This window comes from Streptomyces sp. NBC_00162 (assembly GCF_024611995.1).
GTDB lineage: Bacteria > Actinomycetota > Actinomycetes > Streptomycetales > Streptomycetaceae > Streptomyces.
The window spans coordinates 6,285,039-6,300,432 of the sequence record NZ_CP102509.1; the positions used below are offsets into that span (position 1 = coordinate 6,285,039).

15 protein-coding genes and 1 tRNA gene are annotated in these 15,394 nt (G+C 67.5%); 5 read left to right on the plus strand and 11 right to left on the minus strand.

Annotated features, from left to right (window positions below; genetic code table 11):
- Nucleotides 1–4: 4 nt before the first annotated feature.
- Nucleotides 5–1,804 (minus strand): bifunctional metallophosphatase/5'-nucleotidase, encoded by a 1,800-nt coding sequence (locus JIW86_RS29140; protein ID WP_257556786.1) that lies wholly within the window; start codon nt 1,802–1,804, stop codon nt 5–7.
- Between the two features lie 128 nt (nt 1,805–1,932).
- Between JIW86_RS29140 and JIW86_RS29145 the strand changes: the two genes are divergently transcribed.
- Nucleotides 1,933–2,634, plus strand: coding sequence for an SIMPL domain-containing protein (locus JIW86_RS29145; RefSeq protein WP_257556787.1), 702 nt, complete (start codon nt 1,933–1,935; stop codon nt 2,632–2,634).
- Between the two features lie 148 nt (nt 2,635–2,782).
- A complete protein-coding gene (gene pyk / locus JIW86_RS29150) occupies nt 2,783–4,210 on the plus strand; it encodes a pyruvate kinase (RefSeq protein WP_257556788.1) in 1,428 nt (475 codons plus the stop codon).
- Between the two features lie 50 nt (nt 4,211–4,260).
- Here the strand turns inward: pyk and JIW86_RS29155 are convergent, their stop codons facing one another.
- Nucleotides 4,261–4,512, minus strand: coding sequence for an EF-hand domain-containing protein (locus tag JIW86_RS29155; RefSeq protein WP_215149945.1), 252 nt, complete (start codon nt 4,510–4,512; stop codon nt 4,261–4,263).
- 61 nt (nt 4,513–4,573) lie between these two features.
- On the opposite strand from JIW86_RS29155, the gene JIW86_RS29160 reads away from it, so the two are divergent.
- The gene (locus JIW86_RS29160; protein WP_257556789.1) at nt 4,574–5,032 is read left to right on the plus strand and encodes a MarR family transcriptional regulator; all 459 of its coding nucleotides are present in this window, start codon (nt 4,574–4,576) and stop codon (nt 5,030–5,032) included.
- Here the strand turns inward: JIW86_RS29160 and JIW86_RS29165 are convergent.
- Nucleotides 5,029–5,751: a helix-turn-helix domain-containing protein gene (locus tag JIW86_RS29165; protein ID WP_257556790.1), complete on the minus strand. Its 723-nt coding sequence runs from the start codon at nt 5,749–5,751 to the stop codon at nt 5,029–5,031. The two genes, JIW86_RS29160 and JIW86_RS29165, sit on opposite strands and share 4 nt — an antisense overlap.
- A gap of 165 nt (nt 5,752–5,916) precedes the next feature.
- Nucleotides 5,917–5,989 (minus strand) — tRNA-Leu (locus JIW86_RS29170).
- 101 nt (nt 5,990–6,090) lie between these two features.
- Here JIW86_RS29170 and JIW86_RS29175 point away from each other — a divergent pair.
- Both JIW86_RS29175 and JIW86_RS29180 read left to right on the plus strand, forming a co-directional pair.
- On the plus strand, nt 6,091–6,747 hold the full coding sequence (locus JIW86_RS29175) for an ANTAR domain-containing response regulator (RefSeq protein WP_215149942.1): 657 nt from the start codon (nt 6,091–6,093) through the stop codon (nt 6,745–6,747).
- Nucleotides 6,748–6,819: 72 nt separating this feature from the next.
- Nucleotides 6,820–7,992, plus strand: coding sequence for a GDSL-type esterase/lipase family protein (locus JIW86_RS29180; RefSeq protein ID WP_257556791.1), 1,173 nt, complete (start codon nt 6,820–6,822; stop codon nt 7,990–7,992).
- A gap of 60 nt (nt 7,993–8,052) precedes the next feature.
- On the opposite strand, the gene JIW86_RS29185 is transcribed toward JIW86_RS29180, so the two are convergent.
- The 7 genes from JIW86_RS29185 to JIW86_RS29215 all read right to left on the minus strand — a co-directional run bounded on the left by JIW86_RS29185 (nt 8,053) and on the right by JIW86_RS29215 (nt 15,351).
- Complete coding sequence (locus JIW86_RS29185; RefSeq protein ID WP_257556792.1) at nt 8,053–8,769, minus strand: ABC transporter ATP-binding protein; 717 nt, start codon at nt 8,767–8,769, stop codon at nt 8,053–8,055.
- Nucleotides 8,766–9,725, minus strand: a complete 960-nt coding sequence (locus JIW86_RS29190; RefSeq protein WP_257559479.1) for an ABC transporter ATP-binding protein — start codon at nt 9,723–9,725, stop codon at nt 8,766–8,768. The genes JIW86_RS29185 and JIW86_RS29190 overlap by 4 nt, the downstream gene beginning before the upstream one ends.
- A 5-nt stretch (nt 9,726–9,730) precedes the next feature.
- Nucleotides 9,731–11,452, minus strand: coding sequence for a branched-chain amino acid ABC transporter permease (locus tag JIW86_RS29195; RefSeq protein WP_257556793.1), 1,722 nt, complete (start codon nt 11,450–11,452; stop codon nt 9,731–9,733).
- Between the two features lie 5 nt (nt 11,453–11,457).
- Nucleotides 11,458–12,390: a branched-chain amino acid ABC transporter permease gene (locus tag JIW86_RS29200; RefSeq protein WP_215149937.1), complete on the minus strand. Its 933-nt coding sequence runs from the start codon at nt 12,388–12,390 to the stop codon at nt 11,458–11,460.
- 136 nt (nt 12,391–12,526) lie between these two features.
- Nucleotides 12,527–13,762, minus strand: coding sequence for a branched-chain amino acid ABC transporter substrate-binding protein (locus JIW86_RS29205; RefSeq protein ID WP_257556794.1), 1,236 nt, complete (start codon nt 13,760–13,762; stop codon nt 12,527–12,529).
- Nucleotides 13,763–14,313: 551 nt separating this feature from the next.
- A complete protein-coding gene (locus tag JIW86_RS29210) occupies nt 14,314–14,715 on the minus strand; it encodes a hypothetical protein (protein ID WP_257556795.1) in 402 nt (133 codons plus the stop codon).
- A gap of 162 nt (nt 14,716–14,877) precedes the next feature.
- Nucleotides 14,878–15,351 (minus strand): hotdog fold thioesterase, encoded by a 474-nt coding sequence (locus JIW86_RS29215; RefSeq protein ID WP_215149935.1) that lies wholly within the window; start codon nt 15,349–15,351, stop codon nt 14,878–14,880.
- Between the last annotated feature and the right edge of the window lie 43 nt (nt 15,352–15,394).

Consider the following 15,394-nt stretch of genomic DNA (forward strand, 5'->3'; position numbering starts at 1 on the left):
CGATCTAGAAGACCGGCACATCCTCCCGAGTCAACCGCCACGCCACCGAAGCGAACTGCGCCGGATCCACCGTCCCCTTCGCCTTCACCCACTGGATGATCGTGTTACGGATCTCGTCCGAATCCGCCCACAACTGCCTGGCCTGCGGAACATGCGGGAAGTTCCCGCCACCCGAGGCCCGGTAGTTGTTCACCGCCAGCACGAACTGCCCCGCCGGATCCACCGGCTTCCCCTCGAACGACAACCCCACGATCCGCGAACCCACCGGCTGCGCCACATCGATGTCGTACGTGAACCCGTACACCGCGTCGTAGTTGTAGTCCGGCGTGCCCTCGGAGTTCGTCAGCTTCGCCGGATCCACCACCTCACCCGGCGCCGTCCGCACGTAATACCGCGCCGAATACTCCAGATAGTCCTTCACCTGCGCACCCGTGAGCAGCCGCGCCTCCAGCGTGTTCTCGAACGGGTACAAGCCCGCCGCATCCCTGATCGTCACCTGCCCGGCCGGGATCGCCGCCGTACGCGAGAAGCACGAAGCCTGCGACACCACCGGAAGCCCCGCCCACTGCGTACCGGAAAGAGCCGCCCGCACCGTCTCCGCCTGCACATGGTTGATCAAATCGATGATCGCCACGTCCTTGACCGGACCCTCCGCCGCAGACATCGCCTGCGTCGAGGTACCGATCACCTGGTTCACATACGCCACGACCTTGCGGTGCTCGTCCGACAGCAACCGCGCGATCTTCGGGTCCTCCGCGACCGTGTTGGAGTTCAGCACCTTCGCCGCGACCTTCGCCACCGACCAGCGGCCCTTCTCCCACACCAGCTCGAAGTCGAACAGCGTCAGCCGCTGCCCCCACTTCAGCGGCTCCGACAGCACCACGTCCTTGCCGGTCGCCTTGTTCTTCACCCGGTACTCGGGAATCTCCGTGTGCGCATGGCCCACCAGGATCGCGTCGATCCCCGGCACCTGCTCCGCCACCAGCCCTGCCGCGTTCTCGATGTAGGGCAGCTGGTCCCCGTACGAGGACGTCCCGCTCGACCCCGAATGCGCCGACACGATCACCACATCGGCGCCCATCGAACGCAGCTTCGGCACGTACTTCGCCGCCTGCTCCTCCAGCCCCGGGAACGTCATCTTGCCCTGCACGTTCGCCTTGTCCCAGATCGCGATCCCCGGGTTCGTCAGCCCCAGCACCGCCACCTTCACGTCCCGCCCGCAAGGCGTCCGCAGCCGGTGCATGCTGTACGGCGGGAACGCCGGCCGCAGCGTCTTCGCATCCAGCGCGTTCGCCCCCAACAGCGGGAAATCACACTGCTCCTCGAACTTCCGCAGCACCGGAATCCCGTAATTGAACTCGTGGTTCCCCAGCGCCGCCGCGTCATAGCCGATCGCGTTCATCGCCTGCGCCATCGGATGCACCGGACCCCGGCGCGCCGTGATCGGATCCACCTTCGCGTAGTAGTACGAAAGCTGCGTGCCCTGGATCGTGTCACCCGCATCGATCAGCAGCGTGTTCCGCCGCCCCTTCTCCGCCCGCACCTGGTCCACCAGCGTCGAGATCTTCGCCAGACCGACGTCGTTGTGCGCCTTGTCGTCGAACTCCTTGTCCGTGAAATAGTCCCAGTTGAAGACATTCCCGTGCAGATCGGTCGTCCCCATCACCGTGAACGAGTACGTCCGCGGCCCCGGTCCCTTCACACCCTCCTGCGCGGCGGCCGGGGTGCTCGTGGCCCCCGCCAACGCCACGGCCGCACCCGTCGCGGCCGTGGTCCCCAGAAAAGTCCTGCGGTCGAACGCCATGCCATCTCCCCTTTTGAGGCCTGAACAACGCGCGTAGATTCTGACCCACGGGTAACAAGGAGCAACACCCCCACCAGGTTTCGATCCGAACACCGGACCCCTACGAGCGACAGTGCGAGAGTGAAACCATGACCCAGGACGCATCGCACCAGCCCTACGGAACACCCGAAGTACCCCGCGTCGCCGTCCGCGGCGAAGCCCGCATCGAAGTCGACCCCGAAATCGCCCGCATCGGCATCACCGTCAGCGCCCGCGGCACCGACCGACGCACCGCCCTCGAAGACCTCACCAGCCGCAACAACGCCGTCCTCGACCTCATCAAGAGCTACGGCGACCCCGTCGAAAAGCTCGAAACCGGCTCCTTCTCCATCACCCCCGAACTCACCCGCCACGGCCGCGCCGAACGCATCCGCGCCTACCACGGCCGCGTCCACATCACCGCCGAACTCAACGACTTCACCACCCTCGGCGAACTCACCACCCGCCTCGCCGACCTCGAACTCACCCAGGTCGACGGCCCCTGGTGGGCCCTGCGCCCCACCTCACCCGCCCACGGCCAAGCCCGCCGCCAAGCCGTACTCGAAGCCGTCCAACGCGCCCGCGAATACGCCGAAGCCCTCGGCGCCCGCCTCGCCGCCCTCGTCGAACTCGCCGACCTCGGAGCCGAGAACGCCGCCCCCTTCCCCTCCGCAACCGGCGGCGGAATGCGCACCATGGCCTTCAGCGCCGCCGAAGACGCCGGCGCCCCGCCCCTCGACCTCGAACCCCAGCGCCAGACCGTCTACGCCCAGGTGAACGCCCGCTTCACCATGACCCCGCCCCAGCTCTGAAAAACAGGCCCCGAAGCGCACCCCGGGGGTGCTCATCAGAGCACCCCCATGCACATTCAACAATTGTCAACAAGCTTTTGCTCAACGGTTGTTGAGTGGACACCAGGAACCAATTTCCTACTCCCTGGTAGGGGAATACGCTCGCCCCATGCGCCGAGCGAAAATCGTATGTACCCTGGGCCCCGCCACCGACTCATACGACCAGATCAAAGCCCTGGTCGAAGCCGGAATGGACATCGCCCGCCTCAACCTCAGCCACGGCACCTACGCCGAACACGAGGAGCGCTACCAGCGCGTACGCAAAGCCTCCGACGAAACCGGCCGCAGCGTCGGCATCCTCGCCGACCTTCAAGGCCCGAAGATCCGCCTCGGCCGATTCCGCGAAGGCCCCGTACTCCTTGAACGCGGCGACGAGTTCACCATCACCGTCGAAGACCACCCAGGCGACCGCCACACCTGCGGCACCACCTACAAGGGACTCGCCACCGACGTCACCACCGGCGAACGCATCCTCGTCGACGACGGCCGCGTCACCCTCGAAGTCACCGCAATCGACGGCCCCCACGTCCGCACCCTCGTCATCGAAGGCGGCATGGTCTCCGACCACAAGGGACTCAACCTCCCCGGCGTCGCCGTCTCCGTCCCCGCCCTCTCCGAAAAAGACATCGACGACCTCCGCTGGGCCCTGCGCACCGGCGCCGACGTCATCGCCCTCTCCTTCGTCCGCAGCGGCCACGACATCCAAGACGTCCACCGCATCATGGACGAAGAAGGCCGACGCCTCCCCGTCATCGCCAAGATCGAAAAGCCCCAGGCAGTCGAAAACATCGACGACATCGTCGCCGCCTTCGACGGCATCATGGTCGCCCGCGGCGACCTCGGCGTCGAAATGCCCCTCGAACAAGTCCCCATCGTCCAAAAGCGCGCCGTCAAACTCGCCAAGCGCAACGCCAAGCCCGTCATCGTCGCCACCCAGATGCTCGACTCGATGATCGACAACTCCCGCCCCACCCGCGCCGAAGCCTCCGACGTCGCCAACGCCGTCATCGACGGCACCGACGCCGTCATGCTCTCCGGCGAAACCAGCGTCGGCAAATACCCCGTCGAAACCGTCCGCACCATGTCCCGCATCGTCGAAGCGGCAGAGGAAGACATCCTCGCCAAGGGCCTCCCGCCCCTCACCGAACGCAGCAAACCCCGCACCCAAGGCGGAGCCGTCGCCCGCGCAGCCGCCGAAATGGGCGACTTCCTCGACGCCAAATTCCTCGTCGCCTTCACCCAGAGCGGAGACACCGTCCGCCGACTCTCCCGCTACCGCTCACCCATCCCCCTCCTCGCCTTCACCCCCGACCCCGCAACCCGCTCCCAACTCAACCTCACCTGGGGCGTCGAAACCTTCCTCGGCCCCCACGTCGACTCAACCGACGCCATGGTCGCCCAAGTCGAAGAAGAACTCCTGCGCATCGGCCGCTGCGTCCCCGGCGACACCGTCGTCATCACCGCCGGCTCACCCCCCGGCGTCACCGGATCCACCAACCTCGTCCGCGTCCACCGCATCGGCGACGCAGTCCGCTGACCGACATCACGCACCGCGTCGGGCCCTCATCGCCCGACGCGGACACCGGCCTACCAGCCGAAACGCCGATCCACCACAGCGGCGAACTCCTCGAACGTCAACACCGCATCCCCGTTCGCATCAGCCGCATCGAACAGAGCCGACGACGCATCCACGTCCCCCACGGCCCAGAACGGCAAATCACCCTGGGCGGCAAGCGTCGGCCCCTTCGACCGCAGCGCATTGATCACCTCGAACCGGGTCAGCTGACCGTCCGCGTTCAGATCGAGCGCGTCAAACAGCTTGCGAGCCTTCTCACTCATCACAGCGTCCCCATTTCGTGTGCCTTGACCTCAAGCCGACTCTAGGTCCTACGGTCGCAGCATGACGATCAAGGACTACCCCCAGGACCAACTCGCCGCCCAGCCCATCGGCTACTGGAGCCGCGAAGCCGCCACCCTCGTCATAGGCGGCCTCCGCGCCGCCCTCGCCGAGGAGAACCTCACCCAGCCCCACTGGTGGACCCTCAACCACATCGCCGGCACCCCCGGCACCTGGACCCGCGCCGCCCTCACCGCGAAGCTGGCCCCGTTCGACGACCAGAACACCGACTTCGAGACCGTGTACGCGGACCTCGCAGCCCGCGGCTGGCTCACCGAGACCGACGGCGCGTTCACCCTGACCGACGAGGGCGAGGCAGGCCGCCTCCGCGCCCACGCCCGCAACGCGGCGGTCCACGAGCGCATGCGGGAAGGCATCGACGACGCGACGTACGCCGCCACCATCGACACCCTCCGCCGCCTGGTCGCCAACCTGGGCGGGGACGGCGACCTCCCGGTCTAGTGCTTGGGCCCGATGTGGGCGTCCATCAGCGCCACGGAGTCCTTGCGCGCGATGGAGACGTTGAACGGGTCGCTGCCCCGGGCCAGGATCGTCCACTGGACGCCGACCTTGGTGAGGGTGTCGGTACAGAGCTTCCGGATGTCGTCCGACTTGTTGGTGAAGAAGTACCGGGGGTACTCGTAGCGCTTCTTCACCCCGCCGACCATCCGGGTGGTCCAGTTGGTGATCCGACACCCGTCGGAGCGGATCAGCCCCCGGATGAACTCCCACGGGTGAGCGTCGACGATCTCCTGCTGCCAGTCCTCGAGCACGATCCGCCGCTCGTGCTTCTTGCCGGGCCCGTGCTGCGGGAACAGGCAAGTCCAGTGGCGCGTGTAGGACTTGACCTCGACGCACCCCTGTCTGCGTACGCGGCCTACCTTGGGCAGGGGCAGGACGAGGTGCATTGCTTCCTCGGCGGCGTCGATGAGCCCTGGCCAGGACGCGTCGCAGTAGATGGACAGGTGGTGCTGCTTGCACTTCGAGATGATGTGCCCGTCGCCGAGGTAAAGGCCTAGAAGATAGGCGTACGTCCGCTCATCGAATTCCCGGCCCGTGCACTTCGGGCAGTCGGTCGGCCGATCGTACGGTTCGCCCCGGTGCTTACGGTCCTGGTGCCGCCACCAGCCCACGGTGCCCCGGGGGACGCCGAAGTGTTCGGCCACCGTCCGGTTGGTCACACCTCGGCGTAACAGCAGGACCGCTTGTTCGCGTATCGAAGGATTGTGCTCCACAACCGCGAGCTTCGCCGCTAATCGTCCGGTTGGCCGCAAATCGAAGGTACGTTCACCGTGACGAGTGAAGATCGCGAAATTTGCTTAGCGACCTTGGAAATGAAGGAGAAGTACCCCGGGTCGGATTCGAACCGACGCTGAATGGGTTTTGAATCCATCGCCTCTACCGCTGGGCTACCGGGGCCCCTTTGAAACGAAGGATACCGAAGACCCTCCGTGTCACAAACATACAGGAGCTCGGTAGGCTCGGGGGAGCAGTAACGCCCCGTATCAAGGAGCCCTCAAGTGACCGCCTCGCACGAGTCGACGCCCACGCCCGACGCCGACCAGTCGCACGTTCCGCCGCTGACGACCCGCGTCGTCATCGCCGAGGACGAGGCGCTCATCCGTCTCGACCTGAAGGAGATGCTCGAGGAGGAGGGGTACTCCGTCGTCGGTGAGGCCGGGGACGGGCAGGCGGCCGTGGAGCTGGCCCGCGAGCACCGGCCGGACCTCGTCATCCTCGACGTGAAGATGCCGGTCCTGGACGGGATCTCCGCCGCCGAGAAGATCGCGGAGGAGTCCATCGCCCCCGTGCTGATGCTCACCGCGTTCTCGCAGCGCGACCTCGTCGAGCGGGCCCGTGACGCCGGTGCCATGGCGTACCTGGTGAAGCCGTTCAGCAAGAGCGACGTGGTGCCGGCCATCGAGATGGCCGTTTCCCGGTTCGCCGAGCTGAAGGCGCTGGAGAAGGAGGTCGCGGACCTCTCGCTCCGGCTGGAGACCCGCAAGCTCGTCGACCGGGCCAAGAGCATCCTGCAGACCCAGTACGGGCTCTCCGAGCCGGCCGCCTTCCGGTGGATCCAGAAGACCTCCATGGACCGTCGCATGTCCATGCAGCAGGTCGCCGAGGCGGTCATCGAGGACGCCGAGGAGAAGAAGCAGAACGCCGCCAACGGCTGACGAATTCCGCTGTGCGCGGCGGGTCGAGGCCCGCACCGGCGGGCCTCGAGTGCCGGTCGGCAGCCTGGGATCATGACCTCTGACGTGACGGAATGGATCACCACGCCCATCGAGCCGCTGCTGCGCGGCGCCATCGAGGTGGAGCGCACCGAGTACGGCCTGCTGCCGCACCGGATGCCGGCCCGGGCGCGGAAGCAGCACCCGGCCGCGCAGTTGGCCACGGTGGAGGCGCAGCCGTCCGGTGTGCGGCTGGTGTTCCGTACCCGGGCGACCGCCATCGAGCTGGACACGATGCCGACGAAGATCGTGTTCGAGGGTGGTCAGGACAGCCCGGACGGGGTGTACGACCTGGTGGTGGACGGTGGGCTGGCGGGCCAGGCCACTGTGGCCGGTGGCCATGAGTTCCGTTTCAACATGCTGACCCTGAAATCCTCAACGCATTCCGGCGAGCCGGGTACGGCCCGGTTCGCCGGGTTGTCGGCGGGGATGAAGGACGTCGAGATCTGGCTGCCGCACAACGAGCGCACGGAGCTGATCGCTCTGCGTACGGATGCTCCGGTGGAGGTTGCGCCGGAGAGCGGCCGCCGGGTGTGGCTGCATCACGGCAGTTCGCTCAGTCAGGGTTCCAACGCGGAGAGCCCGTCGGGGACTTGGCCGGCGGTGGCGGCGGCTGCGGGCGGTGTGGAGCTGGTCAATCTGGGGCTGGGCGGCAATGCGCTTCTCGATCCGTTCACCGCGCGTGCGATGCGGGACACTGCGGCGGACGTGATCAGCGTCAAGATCGGCATCGCCCTCGTCAACACCGATGTGATGCGGCTGCGTGCCTTCGCCCCGGCCGTTCACGGGTTCTTGGACACGATCCGGGAGGGGCACCCTGAGACGCCGTTGCTGGTGATCTCTCCGGTGCTGTGTCCGATGCACGAGGACACGCCGGGTCCGACTGCGCCGGACCCCGACGGGAACGTGATGCGGTACCGGGCGACGGGTGACGAGGCGGAGGTCGCGGCCGGGAAGCTGACGCTGAGGGTGATCAGGGACGAGCTGGCCCGGATCACGGAGCAGCGGGCGGCCGAGGACCCGAACCTGTACTACTTGGACGGTCTTTCGCTGTACGGCGAGAAGGAGTTCGCCGAGCTTCCGTTGCCGGACCGGCTGCACCCGGATGCGGCGGGTCACCGTCTTATCGGTGAGCGTTTCGCGGAGCAGGTCTTCGGTGCCGGGGGTGCGTTCGCGGCGGGTGTCTGATCCTGGACGTGCGTGAGGCCCGCCTCCCCCCGAGGGGAGGCGGGCCTCACACGTGTGTGATCAGTCCTCGCCGAGGTAGGCCTTGCGGACGTCCTCGTTGTGGAGGAGTTCCTGGCCGGTGCCGGAGAGCACGATCTTGCCGATTTCCATCACGTGCGCCGTGTCGGCGAGCGAGAGGGCGGCCTGGGCGTTCTGCTCGACCAGGAGGATCGTGGTGCCTGTCGCCTTGAGTTCGGCGATCGTGGCCATGATCTTCTGCATCATCAGCGGGGAGAGGCCCATGGAGGGCTCGTCCAGCATGAGGAGCTTGGGCTGGCACATGAGGGCGCGGCCCATGGCGAGCATCTGCTGCTCTCCGCCCGAGAGGGTGCCGGCGGCCTGCTTGCGGCGCTCTCCCAGGATGGGGAAGAGGTCGTAGGCGCGCTGGATGTCCTTCTCGATGCCGTCCTTGTCGGTGCGCAGGAACGCGCCGAGCTGGAGGTTTTCGGCGATCGTCAGCCGGGGGAAGATGTGGCGTCCCTCGGGGGAGTGCGCCAGCTTCATGGAGACGATCTTGTGGGCGGGGACGCCGACGAGGGGTTTGCCGTCGAAGGTGATGCTGCCCGCGGTGGGCTTGAGGAGCCCGGAGAGGGTGCGAAGGGTGGTGGTCTTGCCGGCGCCGTTGGTGCCGACGAGGCAGACGATTTCGCCTTCGTTGACTTCGAAGGAGATGCCCTTGACGGCTTCGATCTTGCCGTAGGCGACCTTGAGGTCGTCGACCTTGAGCAGTGCGGTCACTTGGCCTCTCCTTCCGTGCTGGTGGTGCTGGTGGTGCTGGTGGTGCTGTCCGCGTCGGCGTCGGCGTCCGCGTCGGTCTCGGCGTCCGAGTCCGCTGCTTCGGCTTCGGCTTCCGCGTGGGCTTCGGCGGCTTCGACCTCGGCGATTTCTTCGTCGCCGGGCGCGCCCTCGAAGGGGGTGCCGAGGTAGGCGGCGATGACGCGCTCGTCGCCCTGGACCTCTGCCGCAGTGCCCTCGATGAGCTTCTCGCCCTGGACGAGGCAGGCGACGCGGTCGCAGAGGTTGAAGATGAAGCGCATGTCGTGCTCGATGACGAGGACGGCGATGCCCATGTCGCGGATGGCGAAGATGAGTTCTTCGGCGGCGCGGGTTTCCTGCGGGTTCATGCCGGCGGTGGGCTCATCCAGGAGGATGAGTCCGGGGTCGCTGGCAAGGGCGCGGGCGATTTCGAGCTTGCGCTGTTCGCCGTAGGGGAGGTTCTTCGCGAGGTGGCCGGCCTTGTGCTGGAGGCCGATGAACTCGAGGAGTTCCATGGCGCGCGCTTCGCTGGCGGCTTCGGCCTTCTTGAAGCCGGGGCCGCGCAGGATGGCGGACCAGAGGCCTTCCTTGGTGCGGGTGTGGCGTCCGACGAGGACGTTTTCCAGCACGGTCATGTTGTGGAAGAGCCGGATGTTCTGGAAGGTGCGGGCGACGCCTGCTGCGGTGACCTTGTGGGGTGTGGGCGGCAGGACGGTGCCCTTGTAGCTGACGCTTCCCTCGGTGGGGACGTACAGCCCGGTGAGGCAGTTGAAGAAGGTGGTCTTGCCGGCGCCGTTGGGGCCGATGAGTCCGACGATCTCGCCCGCGTTGACCTGGAGGTCGACGCCCTTGACGGCGGTGAGGCCGCCGAAGCGCATGGTGACGCCCTTGGCTTCGAGAACCGTGGTCTTGGTGGTGGTGTCCGTGGTGGTCGTCATGGTGTTCACGCCCCCGCCTTGGCGGTGGCCAGGTCCGTGGGGGCCTGGTCAGCGGTGTCGTCGTGGTACTCGAGCTGCGCCCGCTTGTTGGCGATGAGGCCTTCGGGGCGGAAGCGCATGAGCAGGATGAGGGCGATGCCGAAGGCGAGGAGCTGGTAGTCCTGGAGGAAGGCCAGCTTCGCCGGGATCAGGAAGAGCAGTGCGGCGCCGAGGATGGGGCCGCGGATGGTGCCCATGCCGCCGAGGATGACGGCGGCGAGGAGGAACGCGGAGTTCGGCGGGACGGGCCCGGCGAAGACGTAGTTCTCGGGGACGACCGTGCTGTTGACGTGTGCCTGGACGGTGCCGGCGAGGCCGGCGAGGGTGGCGCCGAGGGCGAAGGCGATGAGCTTGACCTTGAAGCCGTTGATGCCCATGGCTTCGGCGGCGGTCTCGTCCTCGCGGATGGCGACCCAGGCTCGGCCGATGCGGCTGTTGCCGGCTCGGGCGAAGATCAGGACGACCAGGGCCATGACGAGCAGCATCAGGAAGTAGTAGTTGGCGTAGGCGCCGAGGACGATGCCGCCGACCGTGTGGGACTCCCCGAAGTTCCACCCGAACAGGTCGAGGTGGGGGATGTTGGGGATGCCGTTGGGGCCGTTGGTGATGTCCGGGCCGGAGTCGCCGTCGAGGTTGCCCATGGCGATGCGGAAGATTTCTCCGAAGCCGAGGGTGACGATGGCGAGGTAGTCGCCGCGCAGGCGCAGGGTCGGTGCGCCGATGACCACGCCGAAGATGAGCGAGGCGAGTGCGCCGACGATGACCGCCGCCCAGAAGGGGAGGTGGATGCCGAAGGCGGAGGCGGTGCTGCCGGAGACCAGGGCCGCGGCGTAGGCGCCGACGCCGAGGAAGGCGACGTAGCCGAGGTCGAGGAGGCCGGCGAGGCCGACGACGACGTTGAGGCCGAGGGCGACGGTCGCGAAGATCAGGATGTTGACCGCGATGAGCGTGTAGGTGTCGCCGCTCTGCTGGATGAACGGGAAGGCGATCGCGGCGGCCGCGGTGCCGAGGAGCGTGACCTGGCGGTGCTTCGCGGTGAGGCTGCCGAGCCGGTCGAAGAGGCCGGCCTTGAGGAGGGCGAAGCCCGCGAAGCCGACGGTGAGCAGGTACGTGACGAAGAGCTGCGGTTCCTTGTCATCGGTGTCGATGCCGAAGGTGATGACGTAGAGGCCGAGGGCGAAGACGCCGGTGATGATGAGGATCTCGGCCCAGGAGGGCAGCTGCTTGGCGGTGGCCGCCTTGTGGCTGTCGTCGGGGAGCTTGTACGCGGCGAGGGCCGGGATGAGCGAGCCGACGAGGGCGACGTAGGCGCCGGGTTCCAGGTGGGCGAAGCCGCCGAGGACCGTGGCGATGGCGATGACCGTGAACCAGGTGCCGGCGAGGGTGCCGAGCGCGAGGACCCAGACGGGCTTGCGGGCGCCGGTGGGGGTGAGCCAGCGCAGGCCCTTGACGCCGAGCGCGGAGAGCGCGAAGGCGGCGGTGAGGAGTCCGGCGATCAGGCTGAGGGTCTGGATGGGCGCCGGGCTGCCGTAGTAGGTCAGGTCGCCGGGGAACTCGTCGGTCCAGGTCCAGGCGAGGAAGGCGCTGACGATGGTGAGGAGGCTGCCGCCGATGACCGCGTAGAGGAGTGCGGCGGGGGCGGGGCCCTGCTTGGCGACGGCGGTCTGCGGGGTGGTGTTGGTGGTCATGGTTCTCACGCCCGATCCGCGACGCGCTCGCCGAGCAGGCCTTGTGGCCGCACGAGGAGGACGACGATGAGGAGTACGAACGCCCAGACGTTGGACCAGGCTCCACCGCCGAGCTGCGACATGCCGGGGATCTCTTCGATGTAGGCGATCGAGAGGGCCTCGGCGAGGCCGAGGACGACGCCGCCGACCATGGCGCCGTAGATGTTGCCGATGCCGCCGAGGACGGCTGCGGTGAAGGCCTTCAGTCCGAGGATGAAGCCCATCTCGAAGTTGATCTGGCCCTTGTCGAGGCCGTAGGCGACGGCTGCGACGGCGGCGAACGCGGCACCGATGGCGAAGGCCATGACGATGATGCGGTCGGTGTTGATGCCCATGAGCTTCGCGGTGTCGGGGTCCTGCGCGGTGGCCTGCATGGCGCGGCCGCTGCGGCTCTTGGAGACGAAGACGCCGAGGGCGAGCATGCAGAGCGGGGCGAGGATGAGGACGAAGAGGTCCGCGCGCTGGATGGCCAGGCTGTCGGTGATCTTGAAGGCGGCGCCCTTGAACTCAGGGAAGCTGACGGCCTTCTTGGCGTCCGGGTAGAACTGCCAGACAAGCTGCTGGAGCGCGATCGAGAGGCCGATTGCGGTGATGAGCGGGGCGAGCCGGGGGGCGCTGCGCAGGGGGCGGTAGGCGAAGCGTTCGGCTGCGGTGGCGACGAGGACCGAGGCGAGTGCGCCTCCGACGATCATGACGGGTATCGCGATCAGCAGGGAGGTGCCGGTCGGGAGGATGGCGTAGGCGGTGAGCGCGCCGAAGCCGCCGATCATGAAGATCTCGCCGTGGGCGAAGTTGATGAGCTGGACGATGCCGTAGACCATGGTGTACCCGATGGCGATGAGGCCATAAAGGGCACCGAGGGCAAGGCCGTTGGCCAGCTGTTGCGGCAGTTCGTGCACCGCAGGGCCTCCGATGAGCGTGTCGGATAAGACTCCGCGCGAGGGCGCTGTTTGCGCCCTCGCGCGGCTGGTTTTTTGAGGGGGTCAGGCCGTCGGGACGGACCGGCCCGGGGTCCCGGCTAGCGGGACGTGGGGATTACTGGTTGAAGGTGTCGCTCTTGACGTCGATCCACTTGCCGCCCTCGACCTTGTAGACCGTGAGCTGCTTGTTGGTGGTGTCGCCGTACTGGTCGAAGGCGACCTTGCCGGTCACGCCTTCGAAGGAGACCTTGCCGAGAGCCTCGACGACCTTGGCGCGGGCGTCGTCCGGGAGCTTGCCGTTGTTGGCGGCGACAGCGGCCTTGACGGCCTGGATGACGGCCCAGCCGGCGTCGTAGGAGTAGCCACCGTAGGCGGCGTACGGGTCCTTGTAACCGGCGGCCTGGTAGTCGGCGATGAAGGTCTTGGCGGTGGGGAGCTTCTCGACCGGGTAGCCGATGGAGGTGGAGAGGTCGCCCTCGTTGGCCTCACCGGAGGCGCTGATGAACGCCGGGTCCTGGATGCCGTCGCCGCCCATGAGCGGGATGACGGCGCCGGTCTTCTTGATCTGGTCGGCGAGCAGGCCGCCCTCGGGGTACTGGCCGCCGAAGTAGACGGAGTCGGCGCCGGAGGACTTGACCTTGTCGGCGGTGGAGGAGAAGTCGGTCTCCTTCACGGTGACGTGGTCGGTGCCGACGACCTCGCCGCCGAGCTTCTTGAACTCGTCGGAGAAGATCGCGGCCAGGCCGGCGCCGTAGGTCTGCTTGTCGTCGACGACGAAGACCTTCTTCTTGCCGGCGTCCTTGAAGAGGTACTGGGCGGCGAACTTGCCCTGGACCACGTCGGTGGCGGCGGTGCGGAAGTAGGTGTCGAAGGGGCGCTTGAACTCGCCCTTGCCCCAGTTGTCGCCCTGGCTGAGCGAGGGGTTGGTGTTGGCGGGGGAGACCTGCGCCAGCTTGGCGGAGGCGAAGACGCCCTGCATCTGCTGGGCGACGCCGGAGTTCAGCGGGCCGACGACGCCGAGGACGTCCTTGTTGCCGACGAGCTTGGTGGCGTTGGCCTGACCGGAGGCGGGGACCGCCTGGTCGTCGAGGGCCTCGACCTTGAACTCGATTCCGGGGACCTCGTTGTTCTTGTTGGCCGTCTTGGCCGCGAGGTCAACCGAGTTCTTGATGCCCTGGCCAAGGGCGGAGAGCGAGCCGGTGAGGGGGGCGTCCACGCCGATGACGACGACGGTCTTCTTGCCGTCGGTCTTGTCCCCGGACTTCGCCTCGTCGCGCGATCCGCAGGCGGTGAGGGTCAGTGCTCCCGTGGTGATCACGGTGGTGAGGACGAGCAAAGAACGGTGTCGCACGATTCTTCCTTTCCCTGGCGCGGCTCCCTCTGTGAGGTGCCGTTCGGTCGCCGGGCCGCACTGGGAGTACAGCGGCCGTGCTGGTCGCGCCCAGCGGCGCGGTGACTGGCCGTGACTCTAGGCCCGAGGTGGTGAACACGGGGAGCGGAGAAAGGAGGATGTGACGCTCTTGTTATGCCAAGGCCAAGAATGCGTGGTGGGAGTGTGGACAAAACGGACGTTTTGCGACATGAGAGAACGTCCGCATCGTGAGAAATACCTGCTCCCCTAAGGGGCTTGAGGCCTCCATGCACCTGTCTTAGATCAAATTGCGCCAAATGTGGCTGCGTGTGTCCGGGAGAATTCACCAGGTGGTCATTCGCAGGGGAAAAGGCGGGATTACATACGACGTGACCAATACGCAGAGTGATGTGCGAGGGTGGGCGAGGGTGATCCATTTCGCTCGGATGGATCTTGCCCTCGGCGTGAAAGTGCCCCTCACCTGCGGTTCGGCCCCGCGGTGCCGAGTGCCCGGAAGCCGGACAGCGTGCTCGGGAATGCGGTGACCTGGCTCACGCCGGGGGCCGCCAGTTCTCCGAGCTCCACGTCGCACCGTTCTGCTCGGCGCAGCGCTGGGCGACGAGCCGGTCGATCAGCTCAAGTGCCTTGCCCTGTCCGGCAGTTCGCTCCTCGACGCGGCCCGCGGCCACGGCTTCCTCGTGGATCGCGTACTGGTCGTTGGACAGCCCCTTCTGTTCCCAGTCCAGACCGGACCACTTGGTGCCCAGGAGGGTCTCCTTCGCCCAGTAGGACACGAGGCTGGTGCAGATCTGCGCGGGGGAGGAAGGGCTGGGTGCCGGGGTCCCGGTGCCGGCCGCGGGGGGTGGGGCGGAAGGCGAGCATCCGGTCAGGGCGAGCGCGGCCAGCAGGGCGGAGGCGGCGTACCGGACCGTGGAGCGTGGCAGGGTCCCCATGAGGGGAAGGTAGGCGGTCACCATCGGTGACACAACAGCGGCGGCCGGAATGGGCGCGGACTGGCGCATTCCGGTCGGGTCGGGGGCGGACGGGCGCAGGCCCGGACCTGCCGCGCGCGGGGCGGGGTCCGGGCCTGCGGAAGGTCCGTGGCTGTGGCCGGTTCAGGCTCCGGCAGCGGCCTGATCGGCGTCGCGCAGCAGGCAGGTCAGGCGGGCGGTGCAGACGCGCCGCTCCTGCTCGTCGCTGATCACGATCTCGTAGGTGGTGGTGGAGCGGCCCCGGTGGACGGGGGTGGCGACTCCGGTGACCGTGCCGGAGCGCACGCCCCGGTGGTGGGTGCAGTTCAGGTCCACACCGACGGCGATCTTGGTGATGCCGCCGTGCATCATGGCGCCGACGGAGCCGAGGGTCTCGGCGAGCACGGCGGAGGCCCCGCCGTGCAGCAGCCCGTACGGCTGGGTGTTGCCCTTGACCGGCATGGTGGCCACGACCCGCTCGGCCGAGGCCTCCAGGATCTTGATGTCCATCCGCTCGCCGAGGTCGCCCGCCGAGAACAGCGCGGGCAGGTCGATGCCCAGGGCCGCGTACTCGTCGAGGACCTCCTGCGGGAACTTCACTGCGTGCTGCTCGCCCATGGGCCGGCTCCGTTCGTCAACGCTCGTTAACCTGCTTGTCCTG